At 70.8% G+C, this 22,002-nt stretch carries 21 protein-coding genes; 8 read left to right on the top strand and 13 right to left on the bottom strand.

The features are described 5' to 3' along the window. Positions 1–131 precede the first annotated feature (131 nt). From chvE to D3A59_RS06975, 5 genes are all read left to right on the top strand, one after another. Positions 132–1,196 carry a multiple monosaccharide ABC transporter substrate-binding protein gene (gene chvE, locus D3A59_RS06995; RefSeq protein WP_119154198.1) on the top strand — a complete coding sequence of 355 codons (1,065 nt, stop codon included), beginning with the start codon at positions 132–134 and terminating at the stop codon, positions 1,194–1,196. A 53-nt stretch (positions 1,197–1,249) separates the two neighbouring features. After that, positions 1,250–2,782 (top strand): multiple monosaccharide ABC transporter ATP-binding protein, encoded by a 1,533-nt coding sequence (gene mmsA, locus D3A59_RS06990; RefSeq protein ID WP_119154197.1) that lies wholly within the window; start codon positions 1,250–1,252, stop codon positions 2,780–2,782. 1 nt (position 2,783) lies between these two features. Continuing rightward, positions 2,784–3,986 (top strand): multiple monosaccharide ABC transporter permease, encoded by a 1,203-nt coding sequence (gene mmsB / locus D3A59_RS06985; protein ID WP_119154196.1) that lies wholly within the window; start codon positions 2,784–2,786, stop codon positions 3,984–3,986. Between the two features lie 85 nt (positions 3,987–4,071). Next, the gene (locus tag D3A59_RS06980; protein WP_119154195.1) at positions 4,072–4,833 is read left to right on the top strand and encodes a FadR/GntR family transcriptional regulator; all 762 of its coding nucleotides are present in this window, start codon (positions 4,072–4,074) and stop codon (positions 4,831–4,833) included. A gap of 78 nt (positions 4,834–4,911) precedes the next feature. Then, a complete protein-coding gene (locus tag D3A59_RS06975; protein WP_119154194.1) occupies positions 4,912–5,991 on the top strand; it encodes an aldose epimerase family protein in 1,080 nt (359 codons plus the stop codon). A gap of 65 nt (positions 5,992–6,056) precedes the next feature. Here the strand turns inward: D3A59_RS06975 and D3A59_RS06970 are convergent, their stop codons facing one another. Both D3A59_RS06970 and D3A59_RS06965 read right to left on the bottom strand, forming a co-directional pair. Beyond that, a complete protein-coding gene (locus tag D3A59_RS06970; protein WP_119154193.1) occupies positions 6,057–7,529 on the bottom strand; it encodes an aldehyde dehydrogenase (NADP(+)) in 1,473 nt (490 codons plus the stop codon). 279 nt (positions 7,530–7,808) lie between these two features. Next, on the bottom strand, positions 7,809–8,738 hold the full coding sequence (locus D3A59_RS06965; RefSeq protein ID WP_119154192.1) for a dihydrodipicolinate synthase family protein: 930 nt from the start codon (positions 8,736–8,738) through the stop codon (positions 7,809–7,811). 123 nt (positions 8,739–8,861) lie between these two features. Between D3A59_RS06965 and D3A59_RS06960 the strand changes: the two genes are divergently transcribed. The 3 genes from D3A59_RS06960 to D3A59_RS06950 all read left to right on the top strand — a co-directional run bounded on the left by D3A59_RS06960 (position 8,862) and on the right by D3A59_RS06950 (position 15,633). Next, complete coding sequence (locus tag D3A59_RS06960) at positions 8,862–9,809, top strand: LysR family transcriptional regulator (RefSeq protein WP_119154191.1); 948 nt, start codon at positions 8,862–8,864, stop codon at positions 9,807–9,809. Positions 9,810–9,991: 182 nt separating this feature from the next. After that, complete coding sequence (purL, locus tag D3A59_RS06955) at positions 9,992–13,996, top strand: phosphoribosylformylglycinamidine synthase (protein ID WP_119154190.1); 4,005 nt, start codon at positions 9,992–9,994, stop codon at positions 13,994–13,996. Positions 13,997–14,187: 191 nt separating this feature from the next. Beyond that, on the top strand, positions 14,188–15,633 hold the full coding sequence (locus tag D3A59_RS06950) for a diguanylate cyclase domain-containing protein (RefSeq protein ID WP_157991432.1): 1,446 nt from the start codon (positions 14,188–14,190) through the stop codon (positions 15,631–15,633). Between the two features lie 11 nt (positions 15,634–15,644). Here the strand turns inward: D3A59_RS06950 and D3A59_RS06945 are convergent, their stop codons facing one another. From D3A59_RS06945 to D3A59_RS06900, 11 genes are all read right to left on the bottom strand, one after another. Continuing rightward, a complete protein-coding gene (locus D3A59_RS06945) occupies positions 15,645–16,082 on the bottom strand; it encodes an NAD(P)H-dependent oxidoreductase (protein ID WP_336470408.1) in 438 nt (145 codons plus the stop codon). Between the two features lie 111 nt (positions 16,083–16,193). Beyond that, positions 16,194–17,174 (bottom strand): tyrosine-type recombinase/integrase, encoded by a 981-nt coding sequence (locus D3A59_RS06940; protein ID WP_119154187.1) that lies wholly within the window; start codon positions 17,172–17,174, stop codon positions 16,194–16,196. Then, the gene (locus tag D3A59_RS06935) at positions 17,171–17,404 is read right to left on the bottom strand and encodes a DUF4224 domain-containing protein (protein WP_119154186.1); all 234 of its coding nucleotides are present in this window, start codon (positions 17,402–17,404) and stop codon (positions 17,171–17,173) included. The genes D3A59_RS06940 and D3A59_RS06935 overlap by 4 nt, the downstream gene beginning before the upstream one ends. Then, complete coding sequence (locus D3A59_RS06930) at positions 17,401–18,360, bottom strand: Lar family restriction alleviation protein (RefSeq protein ID WP_119154185.1); 960 nt, start codon at positions 18,358–18,360, stop codon at positions 17,401–17,403. Before D3A59_RS06930 ends, D3A59_RS06935 begins: the two co-directional genes overlap by 4 nt. Before the next feature lie 3 nt (positions 18,361–18,363). Next, on the bottom strand, positions 18,364–18,609 hold the full coding sequence (locus tag D3A59_RS06925) for a hypothetical protein (RefSeq protein ID WP_119154184.1): 246 nt from the start codon (positions 18,607–18,609) through the stop codon (positions 18,364–18,366). Continuing rightward, entirely contained in the window at positions 18,606–19,058 is a 453-nt protein-coding gene (locus tag D3A59_RS25275) for a hypothetical protein (protein WP_157991431.1), read from the bottom strand. Before D3A59_RS25275 ends, D3A59_RS06925 begins: the two co-directional genes overlap by 4 nt. Positions 19,059–19,210: 152 nt before the next feature. Continuing rightward, positions 19,211–19,414: a DUF551 domain-containing protein gene (locus tag D3A59_RS06915; RefSeq protein ID WP_119154182.1), complete on the bottom strand. Its 204-nt coding sequence runs from the start codon at positions 19,412–19,414 to the stop codon at positions 19,211–19,213. Continuing rightward, entirely contained in the window at positions 19,411–20,271 is an 861-nt protein-coding gene (locus D3A59_RS06910; RefSeq protein WP_240635977.1) for a DNA adenine methylase, read from the bottom strand. Before D3A59_RS06910 ends, D3A59_RS06915 begins: the two co-directional genes overlap by 4 nt. After that, positions 20,268–20,864 (bottom strand): hypothetical protein, encoded by a 597-nt coding sequence (locus D3A59_RS06905; protein WP_119154181.1) that lies wholly within the window; start codon positions 20,862–20,864, stop codon positions 20,268–20,270. The genes D3A59_RS06910 and D3A59_RS06905 overlap by 4 nt, the downstream gene beginning before the upstream one ends. Then, complete coding sequence (locus D3A59_RS25270) at positions 20,861–21,028, bottom strand: hypothetical protein (protein WP_157991430.1); 168 nt, start codon at positions 21,026–21,028, stop codon at positions 20,861–20,863. The genes D3A59_RS06905 and D3A59_RS25270 overlap by 4 nt, the downstream gene beginning before the upstream one ends. Further along, a complete protein-coding gene (locus D3A59_RS06900; RefSeq protein ID WP_119154180.1) occupies positions 21,025–21,939 on the bottom strand; it encodes a recombination-associated protein RdgC in 915 nt (304 codons plus the stop codon). Before D3A59_RS06900 ends, D3A59_RS25270 begins: the two co-directional genes overlap by 4 nt. Between the last annotated feature and the right edge of the window lie 63 nt (positions 21,940–22,002).

Raw genomic sequence — 22,002 nt, 5'->3', positions numbered from 1 at the left:
GCGAGGGGCTGCCGGGGGCGTCGTCCTGCCGTGCCGGCGCGAGCCGGGCCCCGAGAAGCCCGGTGCTGCCGGCGGCGCCGCGTCCGCGCGGACTCCCGTTCCCCCCATCCGATATCCGGAGGAGACATCCCGTGAAGAAACGCCAGATCCTCATCGCCACCCTCGCGCTCGGCCTCGCCGGCGCCTTCGCCCCGGTCCGTGCCCAGGACAAGGGCACCATCGGCATCTCGATGCCCACCAAGTCCTCGTCGCGCTGGATCTCCGACGGCGAGAGCATGACGCGCGAGCTCCGCGCCAAGGGCTACAGGACCGACCTGCAGTACGCGGAGGACGACATCCCCAACCAGCTGGCGCAGATCGAGAACATGATCACCAAGGGCGTCAAGGTGCTGGTGGTCGCGGCCATCGACGGCACGACGCTGTCCAAGGCGCTGCAGAGCGCCGCCGACCGCGGCATCAAGGTGATCGCCTACGACCGGCTGATCAAGGGCACGAAGAACGTCGACTACTACGCGACCTTCGACAACTTCCAGGTCGGCGTGCTGCAGGCGAGCTCGATCGTCGAGCGGCTCGGGCTGACCCAGGGCAAGGGCCCGTTCAACATCGAGCTGTTCGGCGGCTCGCCCGACGACAACAACGCCTTCTTCTTCTACGACGGCGCGATGTCGGTGCTTAAGCCCTACATCGACGGCGGCAGGCTGGTGGTGCGCAGCAAGCAGACGGGCATGGACAAGGTCGGCACGCTGCGCTGGGACGGCGCGGCCGCGCAGGCACGCATGGACAACCTGCTGTCGGCCTTCTACGGCAAGGAGAAGATCCACGCCGTGCTCTCGCCCTACGACGGCATCTCCATCGGCATCCTCTCCTCGCTCAAGGGCGTGGGCTACTGCACCGCGCAGCAGCCCTGCCCGGTGGTCAGCGGCCAGGACGCCGAGATCCCGTCGATCAAGTCCATCGTCCGCGGCGAGCAGCATTCCACGGTGTTCAAGGACACGCGCGAGCTCGCCAAGGTCACGAGCAACATGATCGACGCGATGCTCAGCGGCCGCACGCCCGAGGTCAACGACACCAAGTCCTATCACAACGGCGTGAAGGTGGTGCCGTCCTACCTGCTCAAGCCGGTGCTCGTCGACGCGCGCAACTGGAAGGCCTCGCTGGTGGCCACCGGCTACTACAAGGAAGGCCAGGTCAAGTGAGCGGCGCGCCGGCGCCCGCGCGCGCCGGCCCTCGATCCAAGGCAGGAGCAGACATGGACATGGTTCTGGAGATGCGGGGGATCACGAAGACCTTCCCCGGCGTCACCGCGCTCGACCGGGTGCAGCTGGCGGTGCGCGCCGGCGAGATCCACGCGCTGGTGGGCGAGAACGGCGCGGGCAAGTCGACGCTGATGAAGGTGCTCAGCGGCGTCTACCCGCACGGCTCCTACAGCGGCGAGATCCGCTTCGAGGGGCAGGCGAGGCAGTTCCGCGGCATCGCCGACAGCGAGCGGCTGGGCATCATCATCATCCACCAGGAGCTGGCGCTGGTGCCACTGCTGTCGATCGCCGAGAACCTCTTCCTCGGCAACGAGCCGGCGCGCGCCGGCGTGATCGACCGCCACGCGGTGCACGCCCGCACCCGAGAGCTGTTGCGCAAGGTCGGGCTCGACGAGTCGCCCTCGACGCTCGTGACCGACCTCGGCGTCGGCAAGCAGCAGCTGGTCGAGATCGCCAAGGCGCTGGCGAAGAACGTGCGGCTGCTGATCCTCGACGAGCCCACCGCCAGCCTCAACGAGAGCGACAGCGCCGCGCTGCTCGAGCTGCTGCTGGAGCTCAAGGCACAGGGCATCGCCTGCATCCTGATCTCGCACAAGCTCAACGAGATCTCGCGCGTCGCCGACTCGATCACGGTGCTGCGCGACGGCGGCACCGTGCAGACGATCGACTGCCGCGGGCAGCCGGTGGCCGAGGACCGCATCATCCGCGCGATGGTGGGCCGCGAGATGAGCGACCGCTACCCGAAGCGCACGCCGCGCATCGGCGAGACGGTGTTCGAGGTGCGCGACTGGACGGTGCACCACCACCTGCACCGCGAGCGCCCGGTCGTGCGCGGGGTGAACCTGCACGCGCGGCGCGGCGAGATCGTCGGCATCGCCGGCCTGATGGGCGCGGGCCGCACCGAGCTCGCGATGAGCGTGTTCGGCCGCAGCTACGGCCAGCGCATCTCGGGCCGCGTGCTGCTGCGCGGCCGTGAGGCCGACGTCTCGACCATCGGCCGCGCCATCGCCGCGGGCCTGGCCTACGTCACCGAGGACCGCAAGGGCCTCGGGCTGGTGCTCGACGACGAGATCGTGCGCAACACCACGCTCGCCAACCTCCCCGCCGTCTCGCGCCTGGGCGTGATCGACGAGGGCCGAGAGTTCGCGGTCGCGGGCGACTACCGCCGCCGGCTGCGCATCCGCTGCGCCGGCGTGCACCAGGCGGTGGGCAAGCTCTCGGGGGGCAACCAGCAGAAGGTCGTGCTCGCCAAGTGGCTGTTCTCGCAGCCCGAGGTGCTGATCGTCGACGAGCCCACGCGCGGCATCGACGTGGGCGCCAAGTTCGAGATCTATTCGCTGATGGCCGAGCTCGCCGCCGAGGGCAAGTGCATCGTGATGATCTCGTCGGAGCTGCCGGAGCTGCTGGGCATGTGCGACCGCATCTACGTGATGAACGAGGGCCGCTTCGTCGCCGAATTCGACGGCGCCGCGGCCACGCAGGAAAAGATCATGGGCTCGATCGTCAGATCGGCCGGGAGCCACTGAAATGGACGTCAAACTCACCTCCGCCAACGCCGCCCCCGCGGGCGCCGGGCACGGCATCGGATCGCTGAAGAAGCACCTGGGCGACTACGGCCTGCTGCTGTCGCTGGTGGCGATCATGGCCTTCTTCCAGGTCATGACCGACGGCACGCTGATGCAGCCGCTGAACCTGACCAACCTGATCCTGCAGAACAGCTACATCGTCATCATGGCGCTGGGCATGCTGCTGGTGATCGTCACCGGCCACATCGACCTGTCGGTGGGCTCGGTGGCGGGCTTCGTCGGCGCGCTCGCGGCGGTGCTGATGGTGCAGCACGAGCTGCACTTCGTGCCGGCCACGCTGCTGTGCCTGGCGGCCGGCGCGCTCATCGGCGGTGCGCAGGGCTGGTTCGCCGCCTACGCGAAGATCCCGTCCTTCATCGTCACGCTCGCCGGCATGCTGGTGTTCAAGGGCCTGGCGCTGGCGCTGCTGCAGGGCCAGTCGCTCGGGCCGTTCCCGGCGGAGTTCCAGCTGCTGAGCTCGGGCTTCCTGCCCGACCCGCTCGGCGGCGAGGCGCTGCGGCTGAGCTCGCTGCTGCTGGGCCTGCTCGCGGCCGCCGCCCTCGTGGGCTTCAAGCTGCGCGAGCGGCTGCAGGCCGCGCGCCACGGCATGGAGGTCGAGCCGATGGCGGTGTTCGCGCTGAAGAACGCGGCCTTCGTCGCGATCATCGCGGGGCTGAGCTGGCTGCTCGCCGGCTACAAGGGCCTGCCCAACGTGCTGGTGGTGATGGCGGTGCTGATCGTGTGCTACGACTTCGTGACGCTGCGCACGACGGTAGGCCGGCGGCTCTACGCGCTCGGCGGCAACGAGAAGGCGGCGCGCCTGTCGGGCATCAAGACCGAGCGGCTGACCTTCCTCGCCTTCGTCAACATGGGCGTGCTCGCCGCGCTGGCCGGGCTCGTGTTCGCGGCGCGGCTGAACACCGCCACGCCCAAGGCCGGCCTCGGCTTCGAGCTCGACGTGATCGCGGCCTGCTTCATCGGCGGCGCCTCGGCCTCGGGCGGGGTGGGGCGGGTGTTCGGCGCGGTGATCGGCGCCTTCGTGATGGGCGTGATGAACAACGGCATGTCCATCCTCGGCATCGGCATCGACTACCAGCAGGTCATCAAGGGCCTGGTGCTGCTCGCGGCGGTGTTCGTCGATGTCTACCACCGCAGCCGGCACTGAGGCCGTGAACGCGCACCGCCCCGGGGATCCGCCCGGCCGGGCGTGCGGCGACGCCGCCGATGCGCTCGTGTTAACGTCCGGGCGCATGCAGAAAGCGACGCGCATCGACAAGGAGACCGACGCCGACTACCGGCTGCCGCCGGAGCGCAAGAGCATGCATGCGCGCATCGTGCGCGACCTCGGCATTCGCATCGTCTCCGGCGAGATCAGGCCGGGCGAGCGACTGCCCGGCGAGGCCTCGCTGTGCACCGAGTACGGCGTCAGCCGCCCGGTGCTGCGCGAGGCGACCCGGGTGCTGGTGGCCAAGGGCCTGGTGGTCTCCAGGCAGCGCACCGGCGCGGTGGTGAGGCGGCGCAGCGACTGGCACCTGCTCGACCCCGACGTGCTGTACTGGATGATCCAGACCAAGCCGCAGCAGGAGTTCGTCGAGACGCTGCTGACCGTGCGCCGCATCTTCGAGCCCGCGGCCGCGGCGCTGGCGGCCCGGGTGGCGAGCGAGCAGGAGCTGAGTGCGATCGCCGCCGCCTACGCCGGCATGGAGGCCGCGCGCACGCCCGAGGAACTGCTCGAGCCGGACCTGGCCTTCCACCGGCTGATCGCCGAGGCCACCGGCAACGACCTGCTCGCCTACATCGGCAACATGCTCTCGCTCGCGCTGCGCGAGTCGATCAAGCTCAGCAGCCGCCATCCGGACACCCACGCGTTGTCCCTGCCGCGGCACAAGGCCATCCTCACCGCGCTGCTCAACCGCGACCCGCTGAGCGCGCGGCAGGCGACGCTGGTGCAGCTCGAGGGCACGCTCGAGGACATCTCCCTCATCATCGGCCCGGGCTCCGAGTCGCTCTGAGGCACGCGCCGGACCGCGCGTCGCCGGGGGGCGCCGGCCGCCCGGCGGCGCGGGCCCGCGCCCGCCAGAAACATCGACATGAACGACAGGAAGACGATCACCGTCGCCCCCTGGGGCCGTGGCCCCGGGGGACGGCCGGCGCGGCTCTACACGCTCGACGACGGTGCCGGCGTGCGCGCGCAGCTCACGGACCATGGCGCCACCGTCGTGTCGCTGCGCGCCCCCGACCGCGAGGGCCGCGCCGCCGACGTGGTGCTCGGCTTCGACGCGCTCGACGGCTACCTGCAGCCCGGGCAGCCCTATCTCGGCGCCATGGTCGGCCGCCACGCCAACCGCATCGCCGCGGGCCGCTTCACGCTCGACGGCCGGCAACACCGGCTCGCGTGCAACTCCGGGGGCCAGCACCTGCACGGCGGCCGGCGCGGCTTCGACCGGGTGGTGTGGCAGTCGGAGGTGCGCGAGGGCGAGGGCGGAGCGCAACTGCTGCTGCGCCACGTCAGCGCCGACGGCGACGAGGGCTATCCGGGGCGGCTCGAGGTCGAGCTGCCCTGCACGCTCGCCGCCGGCGCACTGCGGCTGGAGTGCAGCGCGCGCTGCGACGCGCCGACCATCGTGAACCTGACCAGCCACATGTACTTCAACCTGGCCGGGCAGGGCGACGTGCTCGGCCACGAGCTGCAGATCCTCGCCGCGCGCTTCACGCCGGTGGACGCCTCGCTGATCCCCACGGGGGAACTGCGCGAGGTGCAGGGCTCGCCGATGGACTTCCGCCGCCCGCGGCGCGTCGGCGAGCGGCTGGACCTCGCCGACGAGCAGTTGCGGCATGCCGGCGGCTACGACCACAACTGGGTGCTCGACGGCCCGGCCGGCACGCTGCGGCCCGTCGCGCGGCTGCGCGAGCCGGCGAGCGGCCGCACGATGGAGGTGCTCACGACCCAGCCCGGGCTGCAGTTCTACAGCGGCAACTTCCTCGACGGCAGGCTCGCCGGCCGCGGCGGCGTGCGGTACGCGCGCCACGCCGGGCTGTGCCTGGAGACGCAGCACTTCCCCGACAGCCCCAACCATCCGCACTTCCCGTCGACGCGGCTCGCGCCCGGCGAGGAGTACCGGCAGGTGACGGTCTACCGCTTCGGCACCGACGCCGCCGCCGGCGGCTGAGGTGCCGGCGCGCCGCCGGTCCGCTTTTCCGCCGCGGCGGGGAGGGGCCGGCAGCCGGGCGGGCTTCAGCGCGCCGCGACGCCCTGCTCGGCGAGCAGCCAGGCCGGCGCGTCCTGCAGCGCCACCGGGCGCAGGAAGCGGTCGAGCGCGGCGTAGCCCACCGAGGTGGACTGCGGCTGCGTGGACGAGGGGAAGGGCCCGCCATGGTGCTGCGCGTGCGTGACCGCCACACCGGTGGGTACGCCCGAGAACAGCACCCGCCCGGCGATCGCCATCGCGGCGCGCACGACCGACTGCGTCTCGTGGTCGGCGTTCTCGGCGCCCCAGACGGTGACGGTGAGGCTGCCGCCGACGCTGCGCAGCACCCGGATCACGTCCTCGGCGGACGCGGCGCGCACCACCACGCACAGCGGGCCGAACACCTCCTCGCGCAGGTGGGCTTCCGCGAGGAAGCGCCCGGCGCTCACTTCGAAGAGTGCGGGCGTCGGGCCGCCCTCGACCGCGTGGCCGTCGAGCAGCGCCCGCGCGCCCTCGATGCCGGCGAGCCGCTCGCGGCCCGCATCGAAGGCGGCGCGCATGCCGGCGGTGAGCATCGGGTGCGTGGCCTGCGCCTTCAGGGCGGCTGCGAGCTGCGCGACGAAGGCGTCGGAGACGGCGTCGTCGCGCACGACGAGCACGCCCGGGCTGGTGCAGAACTGGCCGCTGCCCTGCACGATCGACGCGGCGAGCGCCTTCGCCAGCTCCTCGCCGCGCGCGGCGAGCGCCGCGGGCAGCGCGACGACCGGGTTGATCGAGCCGAGCTCGCCGTAGAAGGGGATGGGTTTCGCTCGCGCGTTGATCTCGGCCTGCAGCGCCATGCCGCCGCGCAAGGACCCGGTGAAGGCCACCGCCGCGATGTCGGGGTGACGCACGAGATGCACGCCGACCGCGATCGACGGGCCCTGCACCATCTGCAGCACGCCTTCGTCCAGGCCCTGCGCGGCGATCACCTCGCGCGCCAGCTCGTACCCGGCGAGCGACAGGCGCGGGTGGCCCGGGTGCGCCTTGACGACCACGGTGCAGCCCGCGGCGAGCGCCGAGGCGGTGTCGCCGCCGAGCACCGAGAAGGCGAAGGGGAAGTTGCTGGCCGAGAACATCGCGACCGGCCCGAGGGGGGCGAGCACGCGCGTCAGGCGCGGGCGGCCCGCGGGCGGGGCGCCGGCCACCGCCGCGTCGTCGACGCAGCGGAAGGGCGCGCCCGCCTCCACCTCGCGCGCGAAGCCGCGCAGTTGAAAACAGGTGCGGTCGAGCTCGCCGTTCAGGCGCGCGCTGCCGAGCGCGGTCTCGGCGTCGGCCAGCGGCACCAGGGTCTCGCGCTTCGCTTCCAGCGCGTCGGCCAGGCCCCTCAGCAGCGCGGCGCGCGCGCCGGCGCGGCTGGAGGCCCAGTCCTCGAAGGCGTCGGCCGCGCGGGCGACCGCCGCGTCGATCTGCTCGGGGGTCGATTCGGCAAGCGGCTCGCCGACGGGCTGCAGCGTGCGGGCATCGATCGAATGGAACATCGGGAAACTCCTTGTGGACGAGGGGGCGGGATCGGGCTCGGTGACGGGGAGGGGAGCAGGCGCCGCCGGGAACGGGGCGGTCCGACGTTTTCCGGCGGCTGGCAGGCTTGCGCAACGGCGGATGTTAACGTTAACGAAGGTTCCGTATCCCACCACCGCAGCCGTCCCAGGGCAGTGGGACAGGGGCGCTGCCAGCCACCCTGACAGCCCCCGCGGGCCGAGGCGACCGGTCCCCCCGGGGGCGGGACTGGGCCGCCCGGGAAGGGGCCGGGGCCTTCGTCAGCGGCCCCAGCGCAGCACCATCGGGTCGAGCCGGCGCGCGGCGTCGAGCAGGCCGGCGCGGGTCTCGGGATGCAGGGCAGGGAAGGGGTGGCGCGGTGCGTCGCAATCGATCACGCCGCCTTCCTTCATCAGCGCCTTGGCTGCCAGCAGGCCGGCCTGGCGGTTCTCGTAGTTGATCAGCGGCAGCCAGCGCTGGTAGGCGGCGACCGCCTCCTCGCGCCGGCCGGCGAGGTAGGGGTCGATGATGGTGCGGATGCCGTCCGGATAGGCGCCGCCGGTCATCGCGCCGGTGGCGCCCGCGTCGAGGTCGGGCAGCAGCGTGATCGCCTCCTCGCCGTCCCACGGGCCCTCGATCGCGTCGCCGCCGAGCCGGATCAGCTCGCGCAGCTTCGCCGCGGCGCCGGCGGTCTCGATCTTGAAGTAGGCGACATGCTCGATCTCGCGTGCCATGCGGGCGAGGAACTCGGCCGTCATCGGCGTGCCGGCCACCGGCGCGTCCTGGATCATGATCGGGATGGACACCGCGTCCGAGAGCCGCGCGTAGAACTCGTGGATCTGTTGCGGCGGCACGCGGATCGTCGCGCCATGGTAGGGCGGCATCACCATCAGCATCGCCGCGCCCATCGCCTGCGCGCGCCGGCTGCGCTCGATGCAGACCCGGGTGGAGAAGTGCGTGGTGGTGACGATCACCGGCACGCGGCCGGCCACGTGGCGCAGCGCGGCCTCGGTCAGCAGCTCGCGCTCCTCGTCGGACAGCACGAACTGCTCGGAGAAGTTGGCGAGGATGCACAGGCCGTCGGAGCCCGCCTCGATCATGAAGTCGAGGCAGCGCTTCTGGCTGTCGAGGTCCAGCGCGCCGGACTCGGTGAAGGTGGTGGGCACCACCGGGAACACGCCGCGGTAGGGGCGGGCGGGGGAGCGGGTCATGTCGGGTCCTCGTTCAGGGTTCGTCCGGGACGCATGGTGGTGCCGCAGGCGGGGACTGTCGAACGAATTCTTTCCATAATGTGTTCGCTTTTACGACTCTCCGCAGCAACCCCAGGAGCCCTCATGGAAACCACCGCGGCAGCCGCCTTCGCGCGGCTGCGCCTGAAGCAGCTGGCGCTCGTGACGGCGCTGGACCGGCACCGCTCCTTGCGCAAGGCGGCCTCCGAGCTGGCGATGACGCAGTCCGCGGCGAGCAAGGCGTTGCGCGAGATCGAGGCCGTGCTCGGCGCGGCGCTGTTCGAGCGCACGCGCGCGGGCATCGAGCCCAACGCGCTGGGTCGCTGCGTGATCCGCTACGCGGGCCTGTTGCGCGCGGACGTCGGCGCGATGCTGCAGGAGATGGACGACATCCGCGCCGGGCGCGGCGGGCGGCTGGCGGTGGGCGCGGTGATGAGCGCGGTGCCGCGACTGCTCTGCGAGGTGTTGCTCGAGTTGCGGCGCGAGGAGCCGCAGTTGCGGGTCGAGGTCTTCGAGGACACCAGCGCGCGCCTGCTGGCCCAGCTCGACCAGGGCCAGCTCGACGTGGTGGTGGGGCGCGCGACGGTCAGCCCGCAGCCCGCTCTCTACCGCTACGAGCTGCTGCAGGAAGAGCCGCTCGGCGTGGCGGTCGGGCCGGCGCATCCGCTGGCACGGCTGCGCAAGGTGGGCTTTGCCGACCTCGCACCTTTCGGCTGGGTGGTGTATCCGAGCCAGATGCCGATGCGGGTGCTGCTCGAGCGCGAGTTCGCCGATGCCGGGATCGCGATGCCGCGCAACGTCATCGAGACCGCCTCGACGTTTGCGACCGTGGCGCTGCTGAGCCGCTCGCCGGAGCTCGTCGCGGTGCTGCCGAAGGAGGTGTGCGACTTCTTCACCGCGCAGCGCATGCTGCGCGTGCTGCCGGTGCCGCTGCACTCCCGGTCCCAGCCTGTCGGCATCGTCACGCGCGCCGGCGTGCGCCTGCCGGAGCCGGCGCAGCGCTTCGTCGAGGCGCTGCGCCGCGCGGCGCACGGCACACCGGGCACGGCCTGAGCCGCGCGGTCGGGGGCCGCCGGCCGGCTCCACTGCGGCCGCGGGGCGGGCCCGGGGTGGGGGTACGGCACCGCCGGCCCCGCTCGGGCCGGTAAAATCCCCGGCTTTTCCGGGATCGTCGGCCTTCGCGCCGCGCCTGCCTCCTGCCTCCAGCGCAGCACCTCCACAAAGAGCCTCCCAGCGTGACCTCCGCTTCCGCGACTCTGCTTTCCTTCGAGGGTGGCAACGCCCTGACCGCCTTCCGCGCCCAGGCGCTGCTGCCGCAGCTGCAGGCCGTCAACCCCCGCGTCACCGCGGTGCATGCCCGCCACGTGCACTGGGTCTGGTCCGAGCAGCCGCTCGATGCCGAGGCGTCGAACAAGCTCGCGGCGCTGCTGAACTACGGCGACGCCTACGAGGGGCCGACCGAGGGCGACACGGTGGTCGTCACGCCGCGCTTCGGCACCGTCTCGCCCTGGGCCTCGAAGGCCACCGACATCGCGCACAACTGCGGCCTGCCGATCAAGCGCGTCGAGCGCGTCACCGAGTACCGCATCCAGTTGAAGAGCGGGCTGCTCGGCGGCGTGAAGCATCTGGAAGGCCAGGAGCTGGCCGCAGCCGCCGCGCTGCTGCACGACCGCATGACCGAGAGCGTCGTCTACACCCGCGACGAGGCCCGCCACCTCTTCGACGAGAAGGCCGGCCAGCCGATGGAGCACGTGGACGTGCTGGGCCAGGGCCGCGCGGCGCTGGAAGCCGCGAACGTCGGCTTCGGCCTCGCGCTCAGCGCCGACGAGATCGACTACCTGGTCGCCGCCTTCACGGGCCTGCAGCGCAACCCGACCGACGTCGAGCTGATGATGTTCGCGCAGGCCAACAGCGAGCACTGCCGCCACAAGATCTTCAACGCGCAGTTCCGCATCGACGGCGTGGACGAGGAACGCTCGATGTTCCAGATGATCCGCAACACCGAGAAGCTCGCGCCCCAGCACACGGTGGTCGCCTACTCGGACAACGCCGCGGTGATGGAGGGCCACGCGATCGAGCGCTGGATCCCGTCGAGCTACACCAACGCGCCGCAGTACGTCGCCCGGCCCGAGACCGCGCACGTGCTGATGAAGGTCGAGACGCACAACCACCCGACCGCGATCTCCCCGTTCCCGGGCGCTTCCACGGGTGCGGGCGGCGAGATCCGCGACGAGGGCGCGACCGGCCGCGGCGCCAAGCCCAAGGCGGGCCTGACCGGTTTTTCAGTTAGCAACCTGCAGCTGCCGGGCACCTCCGAGCCCTGGGAGAAGGCGCCCTACGGCAAGCCCGAGCACATCGCGAGCCCGCTGCAGATCATGATCGACGGCCCCTTGGGCGGCGCCGCGTTCAACAACGAGTTCGGCCGCCCGAACCTCGGCGGCTACTTCCGCGTCTACGAGCAGACCGTGGACGGCATCCGCCGCGGCTACCACAAGCCGATCATGATCGCGGGCGGCCTGGGCGCGATCCGCAGCGACCTGACGCACAAGATCGTGTTCCCGGCCGGGACGCTCCTGATCCAGCTCGGTGGCCCGGGCATGCGCATCGGCATGGGCGGCGGCGCGGCGAGCTCGATGGCGGCCGGCACCAACACCGCCGACCTCGACTTCGACTCGGTGCAGCGCGGCAACCCCGAGATCGAGCGCCGTGCGCAGGAGGTCATCAACCACTGCTGGGGCCTGGCCGAGAACAACCCCATCCTCGCCATCCACGACGTCGGCGCGGGCGGCATCTCGAACGCCTTCCCCGAGCTCGTGGACGGGGCAGGGCGCGGCGCGCGCTTCGACCTCTCCAAGGTGCCGCTGGAGGAGACGGGCCTCGCGCCGAAGGAGATCTGGTGCAACGAGAGCCAGGAGCGCTACGTCCTGGCGATCGCGCCCGAGAGCCTGCCGATCTTCGAGGCGATGTGCGAGCGCGAGCGCTGCCCCTTCGGCGTGGTCGGCACCGCGACCGAGGCGCTGCAGCTCGTCCTCGAGGACGGCTCGGCCCCCGACCCGGCCGCGGACCGCCCGATCGACATGCCGATGGACGTGCTGCTGGGCAAGCCGCCGAAGATGCAGCGCGACGTCACGCGCGTGCAGCGTAGCGGCGGCACGCTGGAGCTGACCGGCGTGGCGCTCGAGAAGGCCGCCTTCGACGTGCTGCGCCACCCGACCGTGGCGAGCAAGCGCTTCCTGGTCACGATCGGCGACCGCACCGTCGGCGGCCTGAACCACCGCGACCAGATGGTCGGCCCCTGGCAGGTGCCGGTGGCGGACTGCGCGGTGACGCTGGCCGACTTCAAGGGCTTCGCCGGCGAGGCGATGAGCATGGGCGAGCGCACGCCGCTGGCCTCCGTCGATGCGCCGGCCTCGGGCCGCATGGCGGTCGCGGAAGCGATCACGAACCTGCTGGCCGCGCCGATCGAGCTGCCCCGCGTGAAGCTCTCCGCCAACTGGATGGCCGCCTGCGGCGAGCCGGGCGAGGACGCAGCGCTCTATGACACCGTGCGCACGGTCGGCATGGAGCTGTGCCCGGCGCTCGGCATCTCGATCCCCGTTGGCAAGGACAGCCTCTCGATGCGCACGCGCTGGAGCGAGGGCGGCGAGACGAAGCAGGTCACCGCGCCGGTGAGCCTGATCGTCACCGCCTTCGCGTCGATCGCCGACGTGCGCGGCACGCTCACGCCGCAGCTCGTCACCGACCAGGGCGACACCACGCTGATCCTGGTCGACCTCGGCCAGGGTCGCAAGCGCATGGGCGGATCGATCCTGTCGCAGGTGCTGAACCAGTTCGGCCCCGAGGTCCCGGACCTCGACGACGCGCAGCAATTGAAAAAGCTGGTGGACGCCGTCAACCAGCTGCGCGCTGAAAACAAGCTGCTGGCCTACCATGACCGCTCCGACGGCGGCCTGTGGGCGGCGGTCTGCGAGATGGCCTTCGCCGGCCACACCGGCGTGAGCCTGAACGTCGACCTGCTCGTCACCGAGAGCGACGGCATCGAGGACAGCCGCGCCGACTTCGGCGACTCGAAGAACTGGGCCACGCAGGTGGGCGAGCGCCGCAACGAGCTGACGCTCAAGGCGCTGTTCAACGAGGAGCTGGGCGTGGTGCTGCAGGTGCGCGCCGCCGAGCGCGACGCGGTGATCCAGACGCTGCGCCAGCACGGCCTGTCGCGCCACAGCCACGTCATCGGCAAGCCGAACCCGCGCGGCGTGGTCGAGATCTACCGCGACGCCAAGCCGGTGTTCAGCGCGCCGCTGGAGCAGCTGCACAAGACCTGGGACGAGGTGAGCTGGCGCATCGCGCAGCTGCGCGACAACCCGGCCTGCGCCGACAGCGAGCATGCCGAGGTCGGCCGTGCCGACGCACCGGGGCTGCACGTGCACCTCACCTTCGACCCGAAGGAGGACGTCAGCGCGCCCTTCGTCGGCGGCGCGAAGCCGAAGATGGCGATCCTGCGCGAGCAGGGCGTGAACTCGCACGTCGAGATGGCCTACGCCTTCCACCTCGCGGGCTTCGACACCTTCGACGTGCACATGAGCGACCTGCAGGCCGGCCGCGCGCGCCTGGACCAGTTCCAGGGGCTGGTGGCCTGCGGCGGCTTCAGCTACGGCGACACGCTCGGCGCGGGCGAGGGCTGGGCGCGCTCGATCCTGTTCAACCCGCAGCTCGCCGAGCAGTTCGCGGCCTTCTTCGGCCGCACCGACACCTTCGGCCTCGGGGTGTGCAACGGCTGCCAGATGTTCGCGGCGCTGGCCGCCATCATCCCCGGCGCGCAGGACTGGCCCAGGTTCACGCACAACAAGAGCACGCGCTTCGAGGCGCGCCTCTCCCAGGTCGAGGTGCTGGAGAGCCCGTCGCTGTTCTTCGCCGGCATGGCCGGCAGCCGGCTGCCGATCGCGGTGGCGCATGGCGAGGGCTACCCCGACTTCTCGCAGCGCGGCGACGCCGCGAAGGTGCAGCGCGCGCTGCGCTTTGTCGACGGCAGCGGCCAGCCGACCTCGGTCTACCCGCACAACCCGAACGGCGGCGCCGAGGGTCTCACCGGCGTCACGACGCCGGACGGCCGCTTCACCGCGCTGATGCCGCACCCGGAGCGGGTGGTCCGCAACGTGCAGATGAGCTGGACCCCGCTCGACAAGGGCGAGGCGAGCCCCTGGCTGCGCATGTTCCGCAACGCGCGCAAGTGGGTCGGCTGAAGCCCCTGCCGCGCTGACGCGCGACGCCGATGAAAGGCCCGGCCGCCGAGAGGCGCCGGGCCTTTTTCTTGTCGGGGAGCGCCGGTGGCGGGGCATCCGCTCGTCGAGGGCCGGATTCGCGGGGATTCCCCGGCGCGTCGCAATCGCTATCGTCCCTTCTCGTCCCGGGAGATGATTGCTTCGGAGGGTGGGTGGATGACTCGACGGTAGTTCATCGCGCACCCGCGAGGGTGTTCAGCCGGCTGGCCTCGACGCCGGCGGGCATGTGGCTCATCGCCGCGCTGGTCGCGGCGATGCTGCTCGTGCTGGTCGCGCTCGCGACGCGGGCCCAGGTCCGGCTGGAGGAGGAGCAGGAGCGGGTGCTGGTCGGCGAGCGCCTGAAGGGCCTGCTGGGCACGCTGATCCGCGAGATGCCGCCGGCGCTGACGATCGGCGAAGGCATCCGCAACTTCCTCGTCGAGGACGGCGGCATCGGCAGCGTCTGGTTCAGGCGGCTGTCCGCTCGTTTCACGCGCGACCAGCCGCTGATCCGCGGCGTGCTGCTGCTGCGTGGGGATACGGTGGTGGATGCCTATCCCGCCGCCTTCCTGCCGCTGCTCGGGCGCGATCTGAGCGGGGAGGCCCGGCGTGCCGCCGCGTTGGCTGCGGCGCGTGCCACCCGCCGCAGCCTGACGCTCGGGCCGATGCCGGCCATGACCGAGGTGGGCGAGTCGCTGAACACGATCGTGCCGGTGTTCGGCATGCTGCCCGGCGCTGCCGCCTCCGACGGCTACTGGGGCGCGGTGGTGGTGGTCGTGGATCCGCAGCCGCTGCTGCAGCGCCTGCAGGGTCTGGCCGACGAGCTCGGCATCACGCTCGCCGGAAGGGTGCAGGCGATGCAGGGCGCCTCGGCGACCGTGCTGTTCGGTCCGCCCGAGCTGTTCGAGGAGACGCACGTGGAGGCGGTGTTCCCGCTGCCCGGCGCCGGGGAGTGGGTCCTCGGCGCACAGCCGCGCCAAGGCTGGCATCCCTGGAGCGGTCCCACGGTGCTGCTCGCGACGCTGGGGGTGGGCATGAGCCTGGGGTCCGCGCTGCTGGTCTACGTGACGCTGCGCAGCCGCGCGCGCATCCGCTTCATGGCCTTCCACGACATGCTCACGAAGCTGCCGAACCGGCGCCTGTTCCAGGCCCGGCTGCGCGAGGCGCTGGCGCGGGCCGAACGCGTGGGCACGCCCGGCGCCTTGCTGCTGGTCGACCTCGACGGCTTCAAGCAGATCAACGACACGCACGGGCACCCGGCCGGCGACCAGCTGCTGAAGACGCTGAGCCGGCGCATGCGCGAAGTGGTCGGAGGCGAGCCCCATGTCGTCGCGCGGACCGGCGGCGACGAGTTCGCGGTGTTGCTGCACGGCGTGCAGGAACTCGGGCAGGCGACCGAGGTGGCCGAGCGCCTGATCCACGCGCTGTCGCAGCCGGTGCCGTTCACGCTGTCGACCGGGCAGGTCGGCGCGAGCATCGGCATCGCGCTCTTCCCGGCGGACGGCACCGAGATGGCCGAGTTGCTGATGCGCACCGACCAGGCGCTCTACCGCGTCAAGTCGGGTGGCCGCAATGCCTACGCCTGGGTCGGCGAGATGATCCCGCGGCGCGGGGGCTGAGCGCGGGCGTTTCAGTCCGCGCGGCGCCCGAGCTCGCGCAGCTTGCCGAGCCAGCGCGCGGCCCCGGCCTCGTCCATCTGCCCGATCGAGCCGATCAGCGTCTCGTGCACCGGCGCGATGCCGACGAAGCCGAGGATGTTGCGCTCCAGCGCCTTGACGCTGTGCGCGCGGAACCAGTAGCGGTAGACCAGCGCCGGCATGCCCATCGTCACGACGACGCGCGCCGAGCGACCGGCGAGCGCCTTGTGCCTGAACGGGTTGCTGCTCTCGCCCTTGAACGCGAAGCCCGGCCGCGCCACCTGTTCGAGGAAGCCTTTGAGCAGCGCCGTCATGCCGCCGAGCCACAGCGGAAAGAAGATCACGAGGTGCTCGGCCCAGGCGATGTCGTCCTGCGCCGCGGCGAGACCCGACGGCACCCGGCCGTGCTCCCAGTCCTGCTGGCTGCGCAGCAGCGGGAAAATCCCCTCGCAAAAACTCCCGCTCTATCAACAGCTTGGACAGGCTTCGAGGGCCGGCTGTCCAATTTTTCGGAATTTGTCCAATTTTTTACCCGCCCGGCCTCACCGCGAAGGCTTTGCGCGGCGGTGGTACTTGCCGTCCACATAGTGCCGCGTCATCGCCTCGCCGCGGTGCCCAAGCAGGCGCTGCGCCGCTCGCATGTCCTCGCCGGCAGCCAGCAGTGCGTCCACCCCGGCGCGGCCGCGCAGGTCGTGGATGTGCAGATCCGTGATGCCGGCGCGCGCGCATGCCTGGTCCCAGGCGGTCTGGATGCCCTTGTACGTGTACGCCCGGCCGAGCCGGCTCCTGAGCAGGTGGCCGATCTTCTCGCGACCGGCAGCACAGGCCTCGACCGCCGCGCGCAGCGCGGGGGTCCACTCAATCAGCAGCCGCTCGCCGGTCTTGCTCTGCTGCACGAGCAGACCTTCGTCGGTCACGTCCTGCCAGCGCATCTTGAGCAGGTCGCCGATGCGCTGGCCCGTGATCAGGGCAAGGTCGATCATTTGGACGAGCACCTGCCCGTTCTGGAACTGGAGGGCCGCAGCCTTGAGCCGCTCGATCTCCGCGTCCGTCACCACGCGCTTCCTGCCGCGCAGCGCCTTGGCTGGCACGTCATCGACGGGGTTGTGCCCCTCGCGCAGGCCCTCGAGTGCCGCGAACGCGAGCACCTGGCGCAACATCGTGCGGTGCATGTTGTAGGTGCGCGGCGTCACCTCGAAGGTGGCGAGGTAGGCGGCGCAGACCGGCGCGGTGACCTGGGCGGGCGAGAACTCGGCGAAGGCCTCGCCCATCACGGCCGCGCGGCGCTCTTGGTCGTCAATCGTCTTCGGCGCCCACTTGCCGCGCTTGCTCTTGAGCCAGCGGCCGATCACGGCGGGCATGCGCTGCGTCGTGGTGTCCTGCTCGGCGAGGTCGGCAAGCGCCCGGTACATCGCAGGCAGCCCGTCGCGCTCCGCGGCTAAGCGGATCCACTTGCCGGCCGGCGTTACGAAGTAGAAGGCGCCGTGCCGCAGGTACACGCGGCGAGGCAGGTCGCGTTTCATGCCGTCCTCAGTTGCGGGGTGCGGAGCTTCGGCGCCGGCGTGGTCGCCGGCCGCGCGGCGCCGCTGCACACGGCAGCGTAATGCTCCCGCTCCAGGATCACCGCCCCCGTGACGGGGGATCGGCGCGCGCGGTAGAAGCCCTGGCGGTGCAGCTCGGCGAGCTGGCGATCGGCGCGGCGGTAGCCGGTGACGGCGTGGAGCTCGGCGGGGGTCAGGGTGGGGGTGTTCACGCCGGCTCCTTCGGGGGGCGGGTGCGTGCGCGGATCGCGGCGGCGCACTCCGCTGGGGTGTCGAAGCACGGCAGCTCGACCCGCTCGCCGCTCACCAGCCCCGGGTAGGTCGATTCGCACAGCGCCGCGCACGCCTCGCGCTCGGCAGCGGCTGCCCGCTCGACCTCGGCCTGCAGTTCGGCGATGCGTGCCTTGTCCTCCAGGTGTGCTTTGTCGCGCAGGCCCAGCTCGGCGGCGGCCTGGAGGCGCAGGTCTCGCACGAAGTCCAAGTCCTTCTTCAGCCTCGCAATCGCCTCCAGGATCGCCTCGTTGTCGGGCTCGCAGCCCAGCTCGGCGGCCGTCTCGCGCAGCAATGTGTCGCACTCGGCGGCCAGGCGGTCCACCAGATCCATGACGGCATCCGAGATAGGCTGCGCGGCGGCGGGCTGCGGGGCGTCAAGGAAGGGCTCAAGCGCGGCGAGGATGGACTCCTTGTCGCAGTTGCACTGGTTGCCCGGGTCGCCCTCGTAGTGGTCGGAGAGGTAGCAGTTGTCGCCATGGGGCGCGGCGTCGATCCAGTCGTGCGCCCAGCGCAGCGCATCCAGAGGCTGCGGGGCGGCGGCGCGCCGGTTCCAGCGCTCCAGCACCCTCTCCCGGCTCTCGTCGATCATCCCGGCGCCGCAGCCGCACTCGATCACGGTGCTGCCCGGGTGGTCGGGCATCTTCCAGCCGCCGAAGTTGAAGCTGTGCGCGTGCGGCTGGATGTCGTGTATCAGCGGCTCGGCGCCGCAGTGGGGGCAGGGGAGCAGCTGGGCCTGCTGCTGGTGGTGCTGAATCGCGGGGGTCTCGCTCGCAAGTGCTTGTCGCGCCTCGGTTTCTGGTGGCGCTGAAGCGGCCTCATTCCCGGGCGGAAAACCGGAAGTGGCCTCGACGCACTCCTCATCGAAGCAGCGGCATTCGTTGGTTCGCAAGGTCATCTCTCACTCCACCGGCACGCCATCGATGCGCGCCTTGATCTCGACGGTCCGGGCGCAGTCGCGGATCTTCGAGGGGTTGGTCTTCTGCATCACGCGCACGGCGACGGCAGCGAAGGTCTCCAGGCGGCACAGCGCTAGGTCCTCCGGGGACTTGTCGGCCGGGGCCAGCGCGGCGCGGATCGCCTTCAGGTCGGCAGCCACGTCGGCCTCGGTGCTGGCCAGGTCGGTGCGGGCGCGGGCGGGCTTCATGCGGCTTCCTTCATGCGTACCATGTCGAGTCCTTTCATCGGAATTAAGGTCGACCGGAGTTGCAAGTCATGGATAGCTGGAGTAGCCCGGAGGGGGCAGCTTGGGTCCAAGCCGTTGGCTCGGTGCTGGCCATATTGGCGGCCGTAGCTATTGCCGCTTGGCAGCACCATGCGGACGTAAGACGGCAAGAAAGAGCGGGCGCTCAAGAGGCTCGACGACTGCTCTCCATCGTTGTGGAACTCTGCGATGGCGCTTACCACCTTGTTGGGAGCATTGACGCCAATCGCAGCAACCCGTTGCGGACGGAGACGACGAAGCACCGGGACTGGCAGCGGCGTCACATTGCTGAGTTGCAGGCAAGCTTGCGTGGAATTCCGCTTCACCATCTGCCAACAGCACAAGCTGTTCGAGAGCTCCTCCGTGTTCGGAATATTCTTGAGGAGGCTCATGGCTTGGTCCTTTATGAGCCGTCCCACGCAGGAGCGGGGGGCCACGTTTCCTGCGGTGAGACCTACGGCCTTCCGTGGCGCCCCGTTGTAGGAATGCTGAGAGATTCGCTCGCGTTGCTCCGCGAAGAACTCGACCGGTGCACGTAGGCGACTCATCCCTTCGGCCCTCCCGGCATGTCCGCCCAGTGGGTGACGCGGGCAGCGACGCGCGCGCCGCTGACGTAGTACCAGCCGCCCTCGGAGTGGAAGCCCGGCCACGTGGGCTCGTCGTCGCACTCCACGGCGAGCAGCACGGTGGTGTCGTCGTCCGGCAGCCGCTCGGCCACCGGGTGCCAGGTGATGGTTTCGGTGGTCATGCGAACAGCCCTCCGCGGCTTTGCTCGAGCGCGGCCGAGCACGCGGGGTTGAGCCAGACGACCTCGGTGCGCTGCTGGCCGCCATCGGCCATAGCCCGGCGTTCGAAGCGCTCCCAGTCGAGGAAGAGCTCGAGGTCGTAGAGGTCGCAGGCGTAGCCGGACAGAACCACCATGCCGGAGCAGCTGCGTAGCGTGGCCGCGAGCGCGCGGTGGTCGTCATCGGTCATCTCGTGCCGATACGCCGTGTCGTTGTGGCTGCTGACCTGGATGGAGCTGCGGGTGCTGTGCGGATACGGCGGATCGACGTAGAACAGCGTCTCGCGGCTGTCCTGCTGTTGGATCACCTCGATCGCATCGCGATGCTCGACCACTACCCCGCGCATGCGCTCTGTGAAAGCGGCAATGTGCGCGGGGTAGTTGGTCCAGTCGATTTGCGCCGGCTGGCCCTGGCGCAGCGCCTTGGCGCGAAAGCCGGTGCGGTTGTGGCGCAGCGTCGTCGTGCCGAAGCCCATGAAGGAGCGCACCAGGGTGCGGCGCGCCTTCTCCACAGCGTCCTCCGTCGGCTGATAGGAGCCCAGGAACTCGACTCGCGAGAACGGGGTGAGGTAGATCGCGCGGCTCAGCTGCTCCGCCGCCGCCGGATTGCGTAGCACGGAGAACAGGTTGACGACCTCGTCGTCCAGGTCGTTGTAGACCTCGCTGTAGCTGCGCTCCTTGCGCAACAGCACCGACGCGCCGCCGCCGTAGGGCTCGACGTAGATGCGATGCTCGGGGAAGAAGCCGGAGATCCAGCCAGCAAGGCGGAACTTGCCTCCGTGGTAGCGCAGCGCCGGGCGGGTGATGGTTTCGGTGATCACGCTGCGGCCCTCCGGAACTCCACGACCCAGACCCAGGGATTTGCGTCCCAGGAGCCGGCGCCGTTGATCTGTTCCCACAGGTCGCGGTAGCCGCGCCGGTAGGTCGTCAAGTGGGCGGCCGGACTGTTCTTGACGCCCACCCCCTCGGCCTTCGCGTCTTCCTCGCTGATGTCCTGCAGCCGCTCCACGCGCACGCCGGTGATCTCCAGGGTGAGGCGGGAGGCTGCGCGGCGCATGTGGATCGACGGAATCCACCTCTCGCCAGGCTCCAGCTCGTAGCCATCAGCGGCGAATGCTGCGACGTGTGAGAAGACGCGCGGGCCCTTCGGGTCTTCCGGGTTGATCGACCACCACGCCAGATGCGTCTCCTTCACCCACAGCCGGTCGCCGGGCTGGCCGTAGGGGCAGTCCGACATCTGAGCAAGCTCCTTGGTCCAGCAGCGCATTGCCCCGGCGCGATCGCAGACGGCCCAGCCGCCACTTCGACGGTCTTCAAATGGCTGTGGCTTCACCACGCGCCGCGTCTGCGTCTTGGTGCCGGCGAGCAGGGCGCGCACCATCGGCGCGCTGAAGAGGATGGGACGCTCCTTCATGCCGCGGCTCCTTCCTTCTCCTCCGCCACCTCGCGCACCGCCTCCACGGGCAGGCACAGGGCTGCTGCGACCTTGGCGAAGATCTCCGGCTCGCTCAGCTCGAAGTTGCGATCCCGGGCGGCCTTCAGAGCGTCGCGCACGTCTTGCTTCTTGACGAGGCTCATGCTGCCTCCCTGAAGCTGCTCGCCTGGGGGATGCCGCCGAGCGCTTCGATCAGGTCGGGCAGCAGGCAGCGGAGTTCGCCGGTAAGGATGGCCATGTCGGCGTCGAAGGCGTCCTCGTCCTCGATGCCGCGCTTCTCGAACACCACGCCGAGGAAGGACAGCTTCTTGAGCTGCAGCGTGTCGGTCAGGACGAACGAGACACGGCCCTCCCAGGTCAGCGCGAGCTTGGTCGGCGCCTTGCCGGCGGCGATGTGCTCGCGCACCTCGTCGATGTCGAGCGGGTGGCGGCCGTAGCGCACGATCGACCGCATCTCGTCGGCGGACTTCAGTTCGCACTCTCGATCCACCGAGAAGCCTGCCGGCGGTTCGCCGCTGGCAAGCCAGTGCGACATCGCTGCCGCGGGCGACATCGCCGTGTGCTGAGCGCCGACCGCGAAGCCGTCGACTGCCTTCACAAGCGCGGTGATCGCCTCTTCGGCGCGGGCGGGGCTGCTGGAATCGATGACCAGGCGCTGCGCATGCGGGTCGATCCACAACCGCACGGCGCTGCGCTTCGTGAAGGCCAGGGGCAGCAGCTCGAGCTCGGCCTGCTCCTTGAGCTCCTTCGTCTGCCGGCGCCCGGGCTTGCGGCCGGTCTCCTGCTCCACCTGCTTGGCGAGCTCCTCGGTGCGGCGCTTCACGACCTCGGCCGGCAGCGCTTTCTGCTCGATCGCAAGCTTCAGCAGCAACTGCCCGCCCACCGACTCGACCAGCGCGCCGTGCTCGACGCCGCGCGGCGGCACCCATCCGTGCGAGCTGGGCTGAGTGGGCGCGCAAGGGATGAAGCGGGCACGCTGCAGCGCGGTCTCGAGTACGGCAGCCGAGAGGCCGGGCGCGCCGCTGAGCGTGTAGATGATTACGTTCTTGAACATGGTGAGCTTTTTTGGTGTCGTTGTTCAGGGGTGGAGCGCCCGCGGGTCCCTCCCGGTCCCACA

Origin of the sequence: Caldimonas tepidiphila (assembly GCF_003569765.1) — a bacterium.
In the GTDB taxonomy this organism is placed as follows: Bacteria; Pseudomonadota; Gammaproteobacteria; order Burkholderiales; family Burkholderiaceae_C; genus Caldimonas; species Caldimonas tepidiphila.
Note: the sequence above shows the minus strand (reverse complement) of the source record. Positions and strands in the feature narration are given on the sequence as shown.